Annotated in this window: 12 protein-coding genes; 3 read left to right on the top strand and 9 right to left on the bottom strand. The window is 65.1% G+C overall.

The annotated features are described in order from the left end of the window. The first annotated feature begins 197 nt into the window (after positions 1–197). Positions 198–2408, top strand: coding sequence for a DUF2235 domain-containing protein (locus ABID77_RS15980; protein WP_429597900.1), 2211 nt, complete (start codon positions 198–200; stop codon positions 2406–2408). 240 nt (positions 2409–2648) lie between these two features. Continuing rightward, positions 2649–4142 (top strand): hypothetical protein, encoded by a 1494-nt coding sequence (locus ABID77_RS15985; protein WP_429597902.1) that lies wholly within the window; start codon positions 2649–2651, stop codon positions 4140–4142. 222 nt (positions 4143–4364) lie between these two features. On the opposite strand, the gene ABID77_RS15990 is transcribed toward ABID77_RS15985, so the two are convergent. Continuing rightward, a complete protein-coding gene (locus tag ABID77_RS15990) occupies positions 4365–5795 on the bottom strand; it encodes a vanadium-dependent haloperoxidase (RefSeq protein WP_429597904.1) in 1431 nt (476 codons plus the stop codon). Positions 5796–6742: 947 nt separating this feature from the next. Between ABID77_RS15990 and ABID77_RS15995 the strand changes: the two genes are divergently transcribed. Further along, positions 6743–7714, top strand: a complete 972-nt coding sequence (locus ABID77_RS15995) for a helix-turn-helix transcriptional regulator (protein WP_429597906.1) — start codon at positions 6743–6745, stop codon at positions 7712–7714. Between the two features lie 354 nt (positions 7715–8068). On the opposite strand, the gene ABID77_RS16000 is transcribed toward ABID77_RS15995, so the two are convergent. The 8 genes from ABID77_RS16000 to ABID77_RS16035 form a co-directional block, all read right to left on the bottom strand. After that, positions 8069–10201, bottom strand: a complete 2133-nt coding sequence (locus ABID77_RS16000; RefSeq protein WP_429597908.1) for a hypothetical protein — start codon at positions 10199–10201, stop codon at positions 8069–8071. Between the two features lie 388 nt (positions 10202–10589). Then, positions 10590–11399, bottom strand: coding sequence for an HpcH/HpaI aldolase/citrate lyase family protein (locus ABID77_RS16005; protein WP_429597910.1), 810 nt, complete (start codon positions 11397–11399; stop codon positions 10590–10592). A 10-nt stretch (positions 11400–11409) separates the two neighbouring features. Then, positions 11410–12309, bottom strand: coding sequence for an FAS1-like dehydratase domain-containing protein (locus ABID77_RS16010; protein ID WP_429597912.1), 900 nt, complete (start codon positions 12307–12309; stop codon positions 11410–11412). Between the two features lie 4 nt (positions 12310–12313). Then, on the bottom strand, positions 12314–13564 hold the full coding sequence (locus ABID77_RS16015; RefSeq protein WP_429597914.1) for a CoA transferase: 1251 nt from the start codon (positions 13562–13564) through the stop codon (positions 12314–12316). A gap of 5 nt (positions 13565–13569) precedes the next feature. Continuing rightward, positions 13570–14766 carry an acetyl-CoA C-acetyltransferase gene (locus ABID77_RS16020; RefSeq protein WP_429597916.1) on the bottom strand — a complete coding sequence of 399 codons (1197 nt, stop codon included), beginning with the start codon at positions 14764–14766 and terminating at the stop codon, positions 13570–13572. Positions 14767–14770: 4 nt separating this feature from the next. Continuing rightward, the gene (locus tag ABID77_RS16025) at positions 14771–15580 is read right to left on the bottom strand and encodes an enoyl-CoA hydratase/isomerase family protein (protein WP_429597918.1); all 810 of its coding nucleotides are present in this window, start codon (positions 15578–15580) and stop codon (positions 14771–14773) included. Continuing rightward, entirely contained in the window at positions 15573–16322 is a 750-nt protein-coding gene (locus ABID77_RS16030; RefSeq protein ID WP_429597920.1) for an SDR family NAD(P)-dependent oxidoreductase, read from the bottom strand. The genes ABID77_RS16025 and ABID77_RS16030 overlap by 8 nt, the downstream gene beginning before the upstream one ends. A 36-nt stretch (positions 16323–16358) precedes the next feature. Further along, positions 16359–17228, bottom strand: coding sequence for a MaoC/PaaZ C-terminal domain-containing protein (locus ABID77_RS16035; protein ID WP_429598293.1), 870 nt, complete (start codon positions 17226–17228; stop codon positions 16359–16361). Positions 17229–17234 lie beyond the last annotated feature (6 nt).

The raw sequence follows: 17234 nt of genomic DNA on the forward strand, positions 1-17234 counted from the left end.
TGCGTTGGCTCATGGGTGGAGGGTCCTGCGATTTACAACGGCTTCAGGCACGCACAAGCTGTGCCCGAGACAACCTATTGATCAGCGTCTCCCTAGGACTCTTTATTTTTATCACACCTCATCACTAAAAAAATCAGTGCAAAGCATCCCTAATTGTCCTGATGACAGCTTGATTGGCACTTACTCATGCTGTCGGGATGACGCAGCCCCGCCATATCATCGTCCTGTCCGATGGCACCGGCAACTCGCGCGGCAAGGCCCATCAGACCAATGTGTGGCGCACCTACGAAGCGCTCGACCTCGAAGATCCCCTGCAGCCCGAATGCCCCCGGCAGTTCGCGCTCTATGACGACGGGGTCGGCACGTCCTCCTTCAAACCACTCGCGCTCCTGGGGGGGGCCGTGGGTTACGGTCTGGCCCGTAACGTGCGCGACCTCTACGAGTTCGTCAGCCGCACCTACCGCGAGGGCGACCGCATCTATGCCTTCGGTTTCAGCCGAGGCGCTTTCACCATCCGCGTGTTGCTCGGCCTGATCGCCAGCCAGGGCCTGCTGCCCTACCGCGGCGACGAAGCGGAACTGCGTCGGCTGTCGAAGGCCGCCTTCCGCGCCTACCGGCGCGAGCGCTACAAGCTGGCGCTGAACTGGATCGCCTTGCCGCGGATGCTGCGCGACGGCGCCATCGACGTCTGGGCGCGATGGCGCTGTCAAACGCGCTACGCCAGTGTGGCCAAGCAGCGCATGGTGGACATCGAGTTCGTCGGTGTGTGGGACACGGTGGCCGCCTATGGCATGCCGATCGACGAACTGGCCGTCTTCATCAACAAGTTTCTCTGGCCCCTCGACCTGCCGGGCCTGGCACTCACTTCCAGGGTCCGGACCGCCGTGCACGCCCTGGCACTGGACGACGAACGCGCCACGTTCCACCCGAAGTTGTGGGACCCCGATCCAGGCCGCATCCAGCAGGTCTGGTTCGCGGGCATGCATTCCGACGTCGGCGGCGGCTATCCAGACAGGGGGCTGGCGCACGTGTCGCTGCAATGGATGCTCGCCGAAGCCCAGACGCATGGGCTGAGGCTGCGGTCCAGCATCCTGGAGCAGCAACAGGCTTTGGCCGACGAGAACGGCCCAATGAACGACTCGCGTCATGGCCTGGCCGGCTATTACCGCTATAGGCCGCGCGAGCCGCAACCCGACAGTGTGGTGCACGAGAGCGTGCTGCGGCGCATCCAGGTCGGCCAGGATGCCTACGCACCCATCGTCCTGCCGGCGAAGTTCCAGGTGTTGGGGTTCGATGGCGTCGTCAGGCCCAACAGCGACGCGCTCCAGGAGCCGAACCTGCGTCTCTACGAAGCGGGCCGCCAACGAGCCCTCAATGGCGTCTGGATGCGGCGTGGGGTCTACTTCGCCACGGTCGGCGTGACGCTCGTCCTGCTGCTGTTGCCATGGACGAGCAACGCCCAGCCGGGTGGCTGCAGCACGAGCTGGTGCTGGCTGTCATCGACCCTCCACGGCTTGCAGGTGTTGCTGCCATCGATGCTCGAGGGTTGGGTCCTCTGGTACACGAACCATCCCGGCACCTTCGTGCTCTGGGGCGGACTGGTTACCGCAGGACTAGTCCTGGGAGGCCTGCTGCAGCGATCGATCTTCGATGTCATGCGGCGGGCTTGGTATGCCATGCCTGCGACCCGGCCCACCACCCTGGGGGCCGGCGATCCAGCACCCTTGCGACTGTCGAGACTCTCCGATGCCATTGAGAGCCTGCGCACCTCCCCAATCTACCAAGCGTTGATCCGAGGCCTGCGCCACATCGTGCTGCCCGCCGTCTCGGGCATCGCGCTCATGGCACTGACGCTGGTGCTGCTCAATGCATGGTGGTTCGCCGTCCTGTCGTCGAGTGGCAACCTGTGCATGGCCACCCCACGTCCTGATGCGGTCGGCACGACGGCGGCGACGCTGCAGCACCCCTTCGAGAACAACAACGCTTGCGCACCGACCGGCCTTCAAATGGAGGCCGGGGGAACCTACGAGATCGTCTTGACCATCCCCGACGCCCCGGGGTGGCGCGACCAGACCTTGCCTGCGGACTGGCGCGGAGTGACGAATGCGCCGCTGGGCCATCGGTTGGCGTGGCCTCTCAAGCGAGAGTTCTACCGGCCCATTTTCTGGCCCATGGCGCGCATCGGCGCCAAAGGTTCCGACGTCTATGCCCTGGACCCCGATCCTTCGCTGCCCCTGGCACGGGAGCGTCACTCGTTGATCACGCGCGTCGTTGCACGCACCGAAGGAGAACTGTTTCTCTATCTCAACGACGCGATTGGCCCGCCCTGGGATCCAACCTGGTTCTATCGCAACAACCACGGCAGCGCGACCATCCAGGTTCGCCAGATCGCTCCGCCGCAGCGATGATTCCATGCACGGTGTCGACCCCATCCAAAAAACAACCGGCACTGGTGGAGAACCGTTTGCGAACGGTTCAACCCCCGGGAAGTCTTGTCCGACGGTCTTGCCTTGTGTCCTGCACCTTGGAGCGCCCCCCTCATCAATTGCGATGACAGGGACGCACAGACCCGCTGATGGCCCGACCATAATGATCCGCTAGCGCTGGCGGGCGCATCGGCATCGACATTCAATCCGAGGAATCACCTCATGATCGATACGCTCATTGGCCGAACTGCGTGGCGGTGGGTGCGAACCGTGTCGGTTGTACGCGTCCTTGCCCTGTCATGCGCCCTGTTGACCGCGAGCAGTGCCTTTTCGTTCGACCACTGGATCGGCCGTCCGACCATGGGTGATTACATGCGCGCATCGGTGCAGGATGCCATCGCCTCGGCTCAGCAGTACCAGAAGGCCATTGGCAGTTTCCAGGGTGACATCGACCGCTCACGCAAGGCGTTCTTCGAAGCGTCACGCTGGAACCGGGCGGCAGCGGGCGACGAATTTGGCAAGTACCTCTTTGCCAAGGACATCATGATCGCGACGCCCATGCTGGCCAACGGATTTTCCGATCACGCACAAGGCGTGGGCAGGCTTTTCGCAGCGCTCAATGGCAACCGCGTCGTCGATGGCGGCATCCGGCCGACGGCACGGGCCTCCTACGAGGCGTGGATTCGCGCCATGCGCACGTCGATGGGGGCCCGGGGCGAGACCGACGTGGTCTTCATGAACCAGGCCAAGTTCATGGCCGCGTTGCAATCGTCGCAGGACGTCTACAACACCTATCGCCAGGAACGCGATCTCGCGGAGTCACGTGGGTGGCGGTCGCTGAACCCGCCCGAGGCAGAGCGGGTGGGCAGCAGGCCGTTGCGCAGGCCTGGCGAGGAAATCACCGTCGTCATGTCGCTCACGCTGGAGCGCATCGAACAAGCCTTCATGACCAGCGAGGTCGACGTGGCCCAGAAGGCGGGTGCGCGACGGCTTCGTTGCGAATACGGACCCAGCTATGACGAGAACGGCGTCGAGCAGTTCGGCCGATACGATTTCTGGAAAGGCAAACCGCCCCCGAACATTGCCCGCCTGATGGCGTTTGACAGCCATGCCCCTGGCGGGGTGCGGGACCAGGCGGTGTCGTCGTGCCCAAAGCAAGAGGCCGAGGCCTCACGGCTCATGAAGCTGCCCCTCAAGACCGAGGTTCCCGCAATGCTGAGAGACGAAGTGCGAGCGCAGCAACAGGGAGCACGGCAGGCCGAACGGGTTCGACTGGCGATTGAGCGGGAAGACGCAGCGAAAGCACGCTCGGATGCCAAGGCCAGACGCGATGCGGAGAACCTAGAGATCTATCAGCGCAACATGAAGGCGGGTCACGAGAGAATGCTTGCGCAGCAGCAGGCGTACCAGGAGTCGATTTCTCCAAGCGGGCGGGCGCGAGCGGCGGCGGCAGCAGCAGCGAAGACCCCGGAGGGAGCAGCAACGAACTCGACGGCTGCTGCGACGGGGAGCACGAAAGCGCCTGCGACCCTGACCGCAGGGTTGCCCGGGCAGAGACCGCCCAATGACTACAGGCGTTTCAGCGAAGAAATCAGGCAATGCGACATGCAATACCGGGAGGCTTTCGCAAGGGAAGGTCACAGCAACCGGGCGGCGGGACGCGAGGAGAGAAGGCAATGCCAGCGGCGGGCAGAAGTGGTGAGTGGATTGAGGTGATGCCTGCCAACAAAGAACGAAAACCGCAACTTGCCGTCCCTGGAATGAATGGCAACGACCACTTCCTGCCGGCTCACATTCTTTCGTAAGGCAACACGAAACCGCATCGCATTGGTCTGTCTTTCATGACCGCACCCGCTGTGATGGTCGGACTGCACCTGCGGCATCTGCGAAACGGTCTTCTCCCCGGCATGGAGCTAGGTCTTCGTCGATCGAATCCCGTCATGGCTGTTGTGATCCGGTCTGTTGAAAGCGGGTCGCGGCCACCCAGCGTGTGACGTTCTCGCCCAGTTCTTCACCACGCACCATCGCATGGCGGAAGTGCATGCCGCCGTAGATGCGGGCCCCCCGGACCTCCTCGACCAAACCCTGCGTCGTCGTGAAATCGTGCGTCGTGCCAGTGATCGCGCTGTCGAAGGCATAGGAAACCTTCTCAGTGCCAAAGAAGTTCCTGATGGCTCCCGCGATGGCGGCTGCATTGCAGGCATGCGCGGCCGGGTACTCGGGATGGTTCGGAGTCGGCACCACCGGTGTCCAACCCGGATCAGGATCGGTGGCGGCATTGCCGTCGGTGTCGGCAAGCGTGATCGCACTCGCCGGGCGCCAAGACTCGTAGAAGTACTTGGCCTCGAAGCAGGCGATCGTCGCATCGGCCTGCGCCACGTAGATCATCGCCATCAGGCGCGCATGATCGGCCAGGCTGCGATCGGTGCGAGCGAAGCGGCGGATGTTGCGAGGCCAGAACCGGAATGGCGGCTCGGTGTGAAATTGAGCGACCTCCAATTGCGCGGGCGTGCGCGGGCTGTTGGCTGCGCCGCCCAGCGAACGCGTCTCCTGAAGGTCCTGCGCGTAGGCGGCCGAATCGAGCGCATGGGGTGCGGGCGGACGGAACTGGGACACGCTGGTGAGCGCGAAAGGCTTGACCGACGACAGGAAGCGGTTGATGGGATTGACGCCTCGGAAACGGCCCGGTGCAGTGCCTGGGACATAGGGCGCGAGCACGACCGAGCGCCCGTCGTCGGCTCGCGCCGCCAGCACGCCCGCAGCCACCTCCGCACCGAGCGCGAGTCCCTGCGTCTTGGCCGCGCCCTCCGGAATGGCGTCGACGAATTCGACATACGCCGACTGGTACTGTGCCGTGCGGGCCGGATACAGACCCTTGAGCACGCCGTAGGCGGCCGCACCGACCGCAGCGGGCTGCGACACCGCGCCCTCGCTCGCAACAGCTACCCGGGACACGTAGTAAGGCCGGTGGGTGCCGGTGATGGCCATCAGCGCATCGTAGATGGCGATGTGCACGGTGGCCAGGTCGACCGAATCGATGGGACGGCGCTCGGCTGGCGTTCCAGCTGCAGCGGCTGGCACGTTGATGGTGTCGATGGCAATCTCGTTCCAGCTCGACACGGCGTTGCCGCCTGTGTCGACGATCTTCACATCGCCTGGGCCAGACATCGATGAAGCGGCGGTGCCGCCGCCGTCGCCACCACCGCAAGCCGCCATCGTCAGCGCCAGCGTGGCCAGGACCGCTGTGGCCCTGCCAGAGTAAACAGCGCGCAAGCGACCTACCTTGGTTCCCGCTGAGATCATGCTCGTCTCCTTCTGATTGATGTCGATAACAAAACGTCGTCGCACTCGCGCACCTGCCAGCGTCATGATTCAAGCTATCAATAGAGCCCTGGAAAAAATCAATTTACTTCTACTGACTTTTTCGGCGTCTCACAGGCATCCGCTGTACAGCTTCATCACTTGCGTTTCGTATCGCAAGATGCGCGAGCCCTCATCACAATAAAATTTCTTTGATATTTTCGGAGTCACTCTTCTTCATTTAATTTTTTAGGGTGGGGTCGTCCCGGTTTGGCAAACCGCGTCTGAGTCATTCGAGCCAAAACTCATGTTAGGGAGACCACGAGAATTGACTACGGGGCATTTGCCCTTTTTTCCCTTTCGAAGTGGATCTGGGTTCCGAAAAGTACCGTCTGGTGCCGAGCTGGCCGTCCGCAAAATGGCAGCCAGCTTTTCCCCCAGCTGAAAGCGCGCTGTAACACTGGATGTTCTGCCATTGAAGGGATACAGCTCAATTCGGATGCAGGACCCACGTGCGAAACAACCCTGCGATCGAGGACATTGAGGGACCATGCAATCGTTGTCAGGCACTGTCGCCGGCCGGCGTGAGACGGTGCTCCTGCGGTCGAGCACCCACGCACTGGCACGACGAGCCGATGGTGCCGGCACTCGCCAAACAGCACCCAGGCAAACGCATCGGTCGGAATTCTCCGCCGGTGACTCGGGCAATGCCCGGTACGTCGTGTGACCGCCTCGACCGGAGAACTGCTGCGGCGCAGGTCAGCCGGTGGGGGTGAGACGCCTGCCAGTGCATGCATCGGGACGTCTGTCGGAGGCTCCATCAAAGTGATGAATTTGCCGCCGCCAAATGGCACGACCCCTTCCATTCGACCTTGCGCTGTCGGACCATGGCGATGAACAAGGCATACGAGGGCCAGCGCGGCGCGATACCGTGACTCGCACGTCGTGCGGATGCCATGACCGGGCGCAGTGCTCACCACAAAAGGCATCACGCCTGTTCATCAACGCGAGGTGACATGGATTCCAACAGCAGCCTGTTCGTTTTGGCAACGCACCGCGCTGCCCGACGTCTGCCGCACGGCGATTTCCGAACTTGGATGTTCAGCGAACTGGAACATCAGGTGCGATTCGATTCCGGCTTCTGGATGCGTACCGTGCTGACCGAGGACGGGCCGAAGATGCACGATCACCATCTCCATCGGCAATGGCCCGATCGCGTCACGGGCTACATGGACCAGGAACTGTGGCGCGAAGATCCTTTTTTGAAGTCCGCACTTGACACCGGCGTCACTGGTTTTGCAATGCCCCTCAGTTCGATGCCTGCGGGTCGACTCAGATCGTTCCTCGAACTTCGCGAACAGGAACACGTCTTGGGCGCAGTCCAGGTCGACGCGATCGTGAAGACGATTGTCGGAATTTCAATTTTCCGCAAGCATCGCGACGATCCCTTTGACGAGGTCGATCGATGCTTTCTGGATGCAGCGGCACCCCACATCATTGACGCCTGGACGCACAACTGGATGCTTCAGCTGGGCGCGGTTCGGGGGAGCACTCAAGCATGCAAGGTGGCGACTGCGGTGCTGACATCCGAGCATCTGGTGACTGCCGTCGATGACCACTTCTCTTCCCTGATGGCCCTGGAATGGCCGGTATGGCGAGGTCCAGCAGTGCCCGAGGTGCTGAAATCTCATCTTGTCCGATGGCCCGGCCGTCGCTGGTCGGGACGGCACATCATCGCTTGGTTCCAGACCCTGCAGGAAGGTGCCTTGCTGCTGCACGTGCGTGCGCGTCACGCCTTCGACGACTTGTCGAAACGCAAGCAAGAGGTTGCGGTCATGTTCGCAAGCGGTGTGAGTCAAAGCGAAGTGGCAGAACGCATGTTTCTTTCGCGCTCGACCGTCAACAACTACTTGGTCGACATCTATCGTCAACTGAACATCTGTGACAAGGCGCAATTGGCCGTCGTCATCTCATATCTTGGAGGCTAAAACGATGTGCGAGGTCGACCTCCTCAAAAAGCGCAAAATTTTCAGGATTTGCAATTCGCGGGTGCGCAAACTCCTGCATTCTTGGTCCTCCCTCTCTGTGCTGAAAGCCCAGGCGGATTTGCCACGACCCCATTAATCCGGTTGAGCTGATGCCCCGCTATCACAACCTGGAGGAATACCCCCACGCGTACCTGCAGCAGGAGGCCTTGCAGGGCGACAGGAGGGGTTTGGCTGTTCCGCTCGGCCAAGGGACGCTCTAGCGAGCTCTCAGAGCGGCCCATGCGTCAGTCCGACGTCTAACAAGCAGCAGCCAATGGAGCGCAGAGCCCCATGCCAGAGGCCGATGCCTTTGAACTAAAGGGCTTCGGCCATCACCTTGATGATGGGACCTGGCAACGAGGTCACTTCCACGGTAAAGCGCACGTTGCCTGATGGCTCAACAGCCGTGGCGGTGGTGCCTACAGTCTGGTTGAACTGCAAGGCCATGAGGTAGGCGGGACGCTGGCCAGCGCCGGGTATGTCCACGATCCGCCGAATCAGCAGGTAAGGACTTCCCAGGACGCCGCGGTTCCAATCGCTCGGAGTGCAGTACTCCAGGTAGTAGTCCCACGCCGGCGTCGCGCGGACATTTTTCAGACGGATGCCCAAGTTGGCTCGGGCCTGCGGACGATCGATGGGTGCCAATGGGACCGTGGCGCCGCTGCTCATCCATGGACCGTCGTCCACATAAAGTCGTCCGCGTGGCAACCAGCCTTGTTGCACCAAATGCGGCAGGCAGATCGCCGGTCCGAATCCGACATTCCATGGCGGCTGGAGAAACGAACCGTTCTGGCTCATGATGCACGCCGGATCCGCATAGTCGGAGTCCGTGGTCAGGCCGGCGCCCACGTCGTGGTTCATGCCGAAGCCGTGGCCCATCTCGTGAGCGGTGATGTTGCCGTTGAAGGGAGGCGTCAGGCAGACCTTTCCCCGTCCATCGGCGCTGCCGTCGATCCAGAACGGTGCCCAGCCCGGGGTGCGCCAATCGGCACCGGGAGGAGCGCCGTCCTTGGCCCAGTTGTGCGGATACACGGCGATTTGGCTGTGAAATCCCGTGAGGGGATCGTCGCCTCGCTTCTTCGAAGCCCGTATCGCTGCATCGATCAGGGCCGCCCTGCCGATGCCCCCGGCATTGATCCTTGGAATGTCGATCTCGACCCAGTCGAAGACCCGGCTTCCAGTGATGTCCACCGAGCCGAGCGAGACATCGCGCCAGTACTCCACGAGTCCGCCTGAGCCGGGCGTGAAGGCCTGTTCAAAGAAGCTCTTCACCGGTGCCTCACGGCCGGCGTCGGGTCTTTCTCCCAGGAAGCGACAGAGGATGACGGCCCAGGGCCGGTCTTCCGGATGCGCGGCCCAGCAGGTCGACCAGACGTGATTGTCCAGCCCGATGACAAACAGGTCGAGATTGGAAGGTGCGCGCGCGACCGCGGCTACCTGTTGACTGTCGCGGTCAAACACGGCTTTTCCAGGAAGCGGGAACCAGTCCTTGCTCCAGCCGCCGGCCTTGCTCCAAAAGGTGGTCCAGATGCGGTTGTCGAAGCCGATGACGAAGAGGTCGAGATTGTCAGAGGCCCGTGAAACGGGGACGACATGCTGCTTGTCTCGGTTGAACACGGCCTGCCCGGGCAGCGGGAACCAGTCCTTGTTCCAACCTCCATGCGCGGTCCAGAAAGTAGTCCAGACGCGATTGTCGAAACCGATGACGAAGAGATCGAGGTTGCCTGCAGCGCGCGAGACGGCGGCGACATGCTGCTTGTCATGATCGAAGACAGCTTTTCCTGGCAACTGGAACCAGTCCTGATTCCAGTTGCCAGACACGGTCCAGAAAGTGGTCCAGACGCGGTTGTCGAAACCGATGACGAAGAGGTCGAGATTGTCTGCCGCCCTTGACACGGCAGCGACGTACTGCCTGTCCCGGTCGAAGACGGCTTTGCCGGGTAATGGAAACCAGTCCTTGTTCCAATTGCCCGCCGTGGTCCAGAAGGTGGTCCAGACGCGGTTGTCGAAGCCGATGATGAAGAGGTCGATGTTGCCCGCTGCACGCGAGGCGGCAACGACACGCTGCTTGTCTCGATCGAACACGGCCTGCCCGGGAAGAGGAAACCAGTCGTTATTCCAGCCACCCGCCGCCGTCCAGAAAGTGGTCCAGACGCGATTGTCGAAACCGATAACGAAGAGATCGAGGTTGCCTTCTGCACGCGATACCACAGCGATTTGCTGCTTGTCACGGTCGAACACGGCCTTGCCGGGGAGTGCAAACCAATCGCCGTTCCATCCACCCTCTGCGCTCCAGAAGGTGGTCCAGACATGATTGTCAAAACCAATGACGAACAGATCCAGTTTGCCGTCCGCTCGCGAGACTGCGACCACCCGCTGCTTGTTCCTGTCGAACACAGCTTGGCCGGAGAGCGGAAACCAATCATTGTTCCAGCGCAAATTGCCCATGTGATCCTCTACCAGGTTATGTTCAGAAGCACTGTCCGCAACCGGGCGCGACCGCCGTGATGTCACAGGCGATGCTGCAAGTGACTGCGCTTTTGAAAAGAAGTGCGAACCGAGGCTGCCAATAGACTACGCCTGCGCCTCTTGCTGGCATCCTCATTTTTGAGGACAAAGTTCGATCCCTCAGATCTCACTAACTTATTGATAATCACAATCTCCATCCCTATCATCAATATCTGCGGTTTATATCGACACTGCAAAATCATCGTTTTAAAAAATCTTCTGTGAATTGCAAAGCCAACTAAATTTCAGTCAACAGCAATTATTTTAATAAAATGATCACTGGCTGATTTTTCCATGTTCGTTTTCGTTCTTATTAAAATTAGCGCTCTCAACCAGCCACGATCCGGCTCGCACGTTCGACCACGGGCAGGTCGATCATCTGCCCGCGCAGCGAGACGGCGCTTCCGCCTGCGGCCTTGAACGCGGCGATCACATCCATCGCCCAGCGCCTTTCTTCAGCCGTCGGCGCGAACGCCTGGAGCACGGTGTCGACTTGACGAGGATGGATGCACAGCTTGCCGCCGAACCCCAGACGACGTGCCCGGTCGGCATGGACGCGTACCGTGTCGCCGTCGATCTCGGTGCTGACGCCGTCAATGGGTGCGGGTAGGCTCGCATAACGCGATTCCAATGCGATCGTGGTCCTAGCAGCCGTCATGCCCGGCTCGTCGACACCGTCGGCCGTGCCGGCGTCAAGGCTGAAATCGATGCTGCCGAACGCCAGCCGGCCGACGCCGGGCAAGGCCGCCGTCGCGCGCAGGTCGAGCAGGCCACGCACGGTCTCGATCAGCGCCACGGCCTCTCTCGGCACGCTGGAGCGCAGGGCCTCCAGCGCGGCCGCCATGGCATCGGGCTCAGCCTTTGGGCACACCAGGCCAGCGCCCGGGATGCCGGCCAGCATGGACAGGTCGGCCTCGAACCACACGGTGTTGACCGCGTTGATCCGGACCAGCGCTGGGACTCCGGGATGGGCGACCAGCCACTCCGACACCGCCGCGCGGGCAACGTCTTTCGACGTTGGCGCGACCGCGTCTTCCAGATCGAGGATGATCCGGTGCGCGCCGCTGGCGACCGCCTTGTCGAAACGCTCAGGGCGATCCCCCAGAACGAAAAGATAGCTGCGTGGCAGATGATGCATGGGCTTGGCTTCAAGGATGGAAGAGGGCCGTCGCGCCCATCGCCGTCGATCCGTCCGGCGCCAGGGCGCGCAGCGCGAGACGGTTCTCGCCGTCCTGGTCAGCGCACAGCACCAGCGGTTCGTCCACGAAGAGCGGCTGCAAGCCTTTGAATTCGAACGCATTGAGGATGCGCCCCGGCTGGGCGTCAATGGCGTGCGCCTGCAGCAACGTGGCCGTCAGCGGACCGTGCACGACCAGATCGCGGTAGTGCTCGATCTCGCGGGCGTAGGACCGGTCGTAGTGGATCCGATGACTGTTGAAAGTCAGCGCCGAGTAGCGGAACAGCAGCACCGGATCGGTCCGCAGCTCGCGCTGCCAGGTCGCCGGTGCGGCCGATACGGCGGGAGCGGGCGTGCCGGCGGCGGCTGACGGCGCGCCCGCCAAGGCGGTCGACGCCTCGCGATAGACGATGTCCTGTTCCTCGACGATGCGGTCGCGGCCCTCGCTGGCGATGCGGTGGACGACGGTGACGAAGCACATGCGCCCGCCGCGGCCTTCCTTGGGCACGATGCGTTCGATGTGGCTGTGGCGGGTGGCCGTCGCGCCCACCGCCAGCGGTGCCAGGTAGCGGATGCGGCTGCCAGCCCACATGCGGCGCGGCAGCGCCAGCGGCGGCAGGAAGCTGCGCGGCGTGCGCACCGGATGGCCGTCGTCGCCCAGCTCGGCCTGCGCCACCACCGGATTGAAGAACAGCCACTGCCAGCCCGGCGGCAGCGCGTCGCCCGGGGCCGGCGCGGGCCGGTCCAGTGTGGCGGCGAGCGCCGCGACGGCCTCGGACGCGATGATGGCCGAGGCGCGTTCCTCGCGGCCCACCCACGCTTCGCACCACGGATCGTCGTGCGACGCTGTCGAGGTCTCGTTCGGTGTCATGGCTTCAGTCCACGGTGGGGTCGGCTTCGGTCCCGGCCACCACGCCGGCGTCGTGCAGTCGGCCGATGGCGGCGCCGTCGAGGCCCAGCACTTCGTGCAGGACCTCGTCGGTGTGGGCGCCGAGCAGCGCGGCCGGCGGCGTCGGTTCGCGTTCCAGGCCGGCGGCCCGCAGCGCGGAACCGGCGGCGATGTGTTCGCCGATGCCGGGGGTGTCGATGCGCTCGAACACCGGGTTGCTCGCCGCGTTCAGGCGCGGGTCGCGCGTCAGCATGTCCGAGACCGTGTCGTAGCTGCCGTAGGTGGCCTTGCCGGCCTTGAGTTCGCGCTCCGCCTGCGCCCGGTCGCGCACGGCAAACCACGGCTCCAGCAGCGCCGCGATGGCGTCGCGGGCCTCGAAACGGCAGGCCTCGTCGGCCAGGTCCAGCCCGGTGCGCCGCTGCAGGTCGGCCACGCCCGCTTCGATGCCGCAGGCTGCCACCAGGCATTTCCACTGGCCGGCGGAGATCGCCACGACCATCAGCCGCTGCCCGTCCGCCGTGCCGAAGTCGCGGCCGAAGGCACCGTAGAGATGGTTGCCGATGGAGGGCCGCTCCTGCTTGAGCAGTTCCACCTCGGCCAGCACGCCCAGGTGCGACAGCAAGCCGAAGGCGGTGTCGGACAGCGCCAGCTTCAGCTCCGCGCCCTCCCCGGTGCGCCGGCGCCGGTCCACCGCCGCCAGGATGCCGAAGGCCGCCTGGTAGGCGCAGGCGATGTCCCAGGCCGGCAGCACGTGGTTGACCGGCCGCTCCAACGAGCCGCCGCCGGTCACCAGCGGATAGCCGGTGGATGTGTTGACCGTGTAGTCGACCGCCGTGCTGCCGTCGCCGTTGCCCTGGATGGTGCAGCTGACGACGTCGGCGCGCCGTTCGGCTAGCACGCCGTGGGCCAGCCAGGGCGTGCCGATGTTGGTCAGCAGCACGCCGGCGTCGGCCCCGGGCGCGGTCGCCAGCGCCTGGATCAGCTCGCAACCTTGCGGCCGGCGCAGGTCGATGGCGACCGAGCGCTTGCCCTTGTTCAGCGCCGTCCAATAGAGGCTGCGGCCACGGCCTTGGGGATGCGGCATGCGCGGCATGCGGCCGTAGTCGATGCCACCGCCGATCATGTCGATGCGGATCACGTCGGCGCCGTGCTGGGCCAGCGTCAGGCCGGCCAGCGGCGCGGCGATGAACGCCGAGCTCTCGATCACCCGCAGCCGGTTCAGGAAGGGATAGGTCATGCGGCTCAGGCCCGCTCGAACACTGCGGCCAGCCCCTGGCCGCCGCCGATGCACATGGTCTCCAGGCCGTAGCGGGCGCCGCGCCGTTGCATCTCGTGCAGCAGCGAGGTCATGATGCGCACCCCCGTCGCGCCGACCGGGTGCCCCAGCGAGATGCCCGAGCCGTTGACGTTGAAGCGCTCCGGATCGTTCCAGCCCCAGCCCTTGGCCACCGCCAGCGCCTGGCAGGCGAAGGCCTCGTTCAATTCGACCAGCCCCATGTCGTCGAAACCCAGGCCGTTGCGGGCGAACAGCTTCTGCACCGCCGGCACCGGACCAATGCCCATGTGCGAGGGTTCGCAGCCCGCCGCCGCCCAGCTGTGGAGGTAGCCGATGGGCGTGAGGCCGAGCTCGTCCAGCTTGTCCTCGGCGACGATCAGGCACGCCGCCGCCGCGTCGTTCTGCTGGCAGGCGTTGCCGGCGGTGACGACGCCGCCCTTCACGATCGGCCGGAGCCTGGCCAGCTGCTCCAGGGTGAGGTCGCCGCGGATGCCCTCGTCGCGTTCGACCCGCACCGGGTCGCCCTTGCGCTGCGGCACGTCGACCGGCACCACCTCCTGGGCGAACTTGCCCGACGCCCACGCGGCGGCGGCGCGCTGGTGGCTGCGCAGCGCGAAGGCGTCGGATTCCTCCCGGCTGATGCCGTGGTTGCGCGCCAGGTTCTCGGCCGTCTCGATCATTCCGCTGATCCTGCCGAAGCGCGACTCGGGCTGCGAACGCTCGCGACCGCGCTCCAGCCGGTCGTGGAACGCGACCGTGCCGGCGCGCTTGCCCCAGCGCATGTCGGTGGTGTAGTACTCGACATTGCTCATGCTCTCGACGCCGCCGGCCATCACGACGTCGGCTGCGCCGGTCTGGACCATCATGGCGGCCGTCGCGATAGCCTGCAGGCCGCTGCCGCAGCGGCGGTCGAGCTGCATGCCCGCGACCCCGATCGGGAAGCCGGCCTGCAGCGCGATCCAGCGGCCGGTGCAGGGCACCTCGCCGTTCATGTAGGAGTGGCCGAAGACCACGTCCTCGATGCGGGCCGGGTCCAGGCCGGTGCGCTCGACGATGGCCCGGGCGACGGTCGCGCCCAGCTCCTCCACGGCGACGCCCTTGAGGCCGCCGCCGAAGGCGCCGATGGGCGTGCGGAGGGGCGAGACGATGGCTGCGCGTTTCATGTTCTCAGTCTTTCAAGGCATCGGAGAAGTCGTGGAAATCGGGGAAACGGGGCGTCTCTTTGGCCAGGAAGGCGCGCACGCCTTCCCTGGATTCGGCCGAGGTGAAGACCCGTTCGGACAGCGGCAGCGCGGCGGCGATGGCCGCGTCCTCCGTGAAGTCGAAGCTCAGGTCGATGGCTCGCTTGCACAGGGCCAGCGCCAGGGGCGGACGCAGGGTCAGCGTGGTCGCCAGGGCCAGGGCGGCCTCCAGCGCGGTGCCCCGGGGCTCGACGCGGTTGATCAGGCCCCAGGCCAGCGCGGTGGGAGCGTCGATCGGCTCGCCGAAGAACATCAGCTCCTTGGCCCGCCCTTCGCCCACGCGGCGGGTGACGCGCACCGCGCCGCCGCTGCCGGGGAACACACCCAGCTTGATCTCCGGCAGCGCGAAGCGCGCCGTCGCGTCGGCCACGATCAGGTCGCAGCACACCGCGATCTCCAGCCCGCCGCCGAAGGCCAAGCCGTTGACCGCCGCGACGGTCGGCTTCGGAAAGTCGTCGAGCCGGCCGAACACGCGGTGCTGCAGTTCGAGCTTCTCCGGACCGATCCGGCCCGGCTGCATCAGCGGCTGGAATTCGGCGATGTCCGACCCGGCGCAGAAGGCCCGGGTGCCTGCTCCCGTCACTACCACGGCCCGCACCGACGCATCGGCCTCGACGACGTCCAGCGCGCGATCCAGCGCCTGCGTCAGGCCCCGGCACACGACGTTCAGGGGCGGGTTGTCCAGTGTCAGCACGGCGATGCCGCCGGCCACCTCGCAGCGCACGAACTCAGCCATAGCGGCCCCCTGTGACGTGGAGCACCTCGCCGGTGATGAAGCTCGCGCGCTCGGAGACCAGGAATGCCACCGCATCGGCGATGTCGGTCGGCTTGCCCACGCGCTTGATCGGCTGCAGGGCCACGGCGCGCTCCTTGATGGTCTCGTAGGTCGGCAGCGCCTGCACCATCTCGGTCTCCATGAAGCCCGGGGCCACGCAGTTCACCGTCACGCCGTAGCGCCCCTCCTCGATCGCCAGCGCCTTGGCCATGCCGATCAGGCCGGCCTTGGCGGCCGAGTAGTTGGCCTGCGTCGGGTTGCCGAAGTGCGCCCGCGAGCTGATGTTGACGATGCGGCCCCAGCCCTGCTCGATGAACCTGGGCATGACCGCCCGGCTGGCCAAGAAGGCGCCCTTGAGCATCACCTCCATCACCAGGTCCCAGTCGTCCTCGCTCATCTTGACCAGGTAGCGGTCGCGCGGAAAGCCGGCGTTGTTGACCAGGATGTGGACGCCGCCGAAGCGCGCGACCGTCTCGTCCACCAGGCGCTGCACCTCAGTGCCCTTCGTGATGTCGGCGACGACGCAGTGCGCCGACAGGCCATCGGCGGCCAGCGCGGCGACGGTGGCCTCGGCCTGCTCGCGCAGGATGTCGGTGACGACGACGTGCGCGCCCTCCTCGGCCAGCCGGCGCGCCGTGGCGGCGCCCAGTCCGCGCGCGGACCCCGTGACGATGGCGACCTTGTCCTTGATCTGCAGATCCATGATGGGAATTCCTTCGGGTTCGATGTGGGGGGTGGTTCAGGCCAGGTCGACGCGCCCGGCGTCGAGGACGACCGTGTCGCGCTCCAGCGCCTTCGAGCGCAGCGACACCACGGCGCCGTCGCGCCACAGCGCGGTGCGCAATGTCTCGCCGGGCAGCACCGGCGCCGTGAAGCGCACGCGCATGCCGCGCACGGCGTCGGCGTCGTAGCCCAGCAATGTCTTTAGTACGGCGTGAAGGGCCACGCCCATGGTCGCCAGGCCGTGCAGGATGGGGCGCGGGAACCCCGCCGCCCGTGCCACCGCCGGGTCGGCGTGCAGCGGATTGAAGTCGCCGTTCAGGCGATAGAGCAGCGCGGCCTGCGGCAGGGTCGGCAGGTCGCAGACGGCATCGGGCGCGCGGTCCGGCACGGCGTGCGGCGCCGCCAGCGGCGCGCCATGCGTGCCGCCGAAGCCGCCGTCGCCGCGCAGCATGGTGGTCTGCGTCACGGTGGCGATCGGCTCGCCGCTCGCGGCATCGGTCACCTGGCGCTCCTGAAGCATCAGCGCGCCCCGGTCGACGCCCTTGTCGTGCAGGCCGGTCACGCGGTTGCGGCCGACGACGTGGCCCCGCGCCGCCAGCGGACGGTGCAGCACGATCGCCTGCTCGGCATGCACGAGCCGGCGCCAGGTGATGCCGGTGTCGGGCTGGTCGGCCCAGAAGCCGCCGTAGCCCAATACGTTGATCAGAGTCGGTAGCGCTCGCAGGCCGCCCGCCGCACCTTCGTGCACGTAGCGCAGCTGGCCCTCGTCGAGCGCGTCGCCGCCCAGGCCGCAGCCCAGCGCGTAGAGCATGCTGTCGCGCTCGGCATAGCGATGCTCGACCGGGTCGAAGCGGCGTTCCAGCAGACGAAGGGGGTCGAGGCCCATGACCTC

The organism is Variovorax sp. PvP013 (assembly GCF_050435945.1).
GTDB lineage: Bacteria > Pseudomonadota > Gammaproteobacteria > Burkholderiales > Burkholderiaceae_C > Variovorax.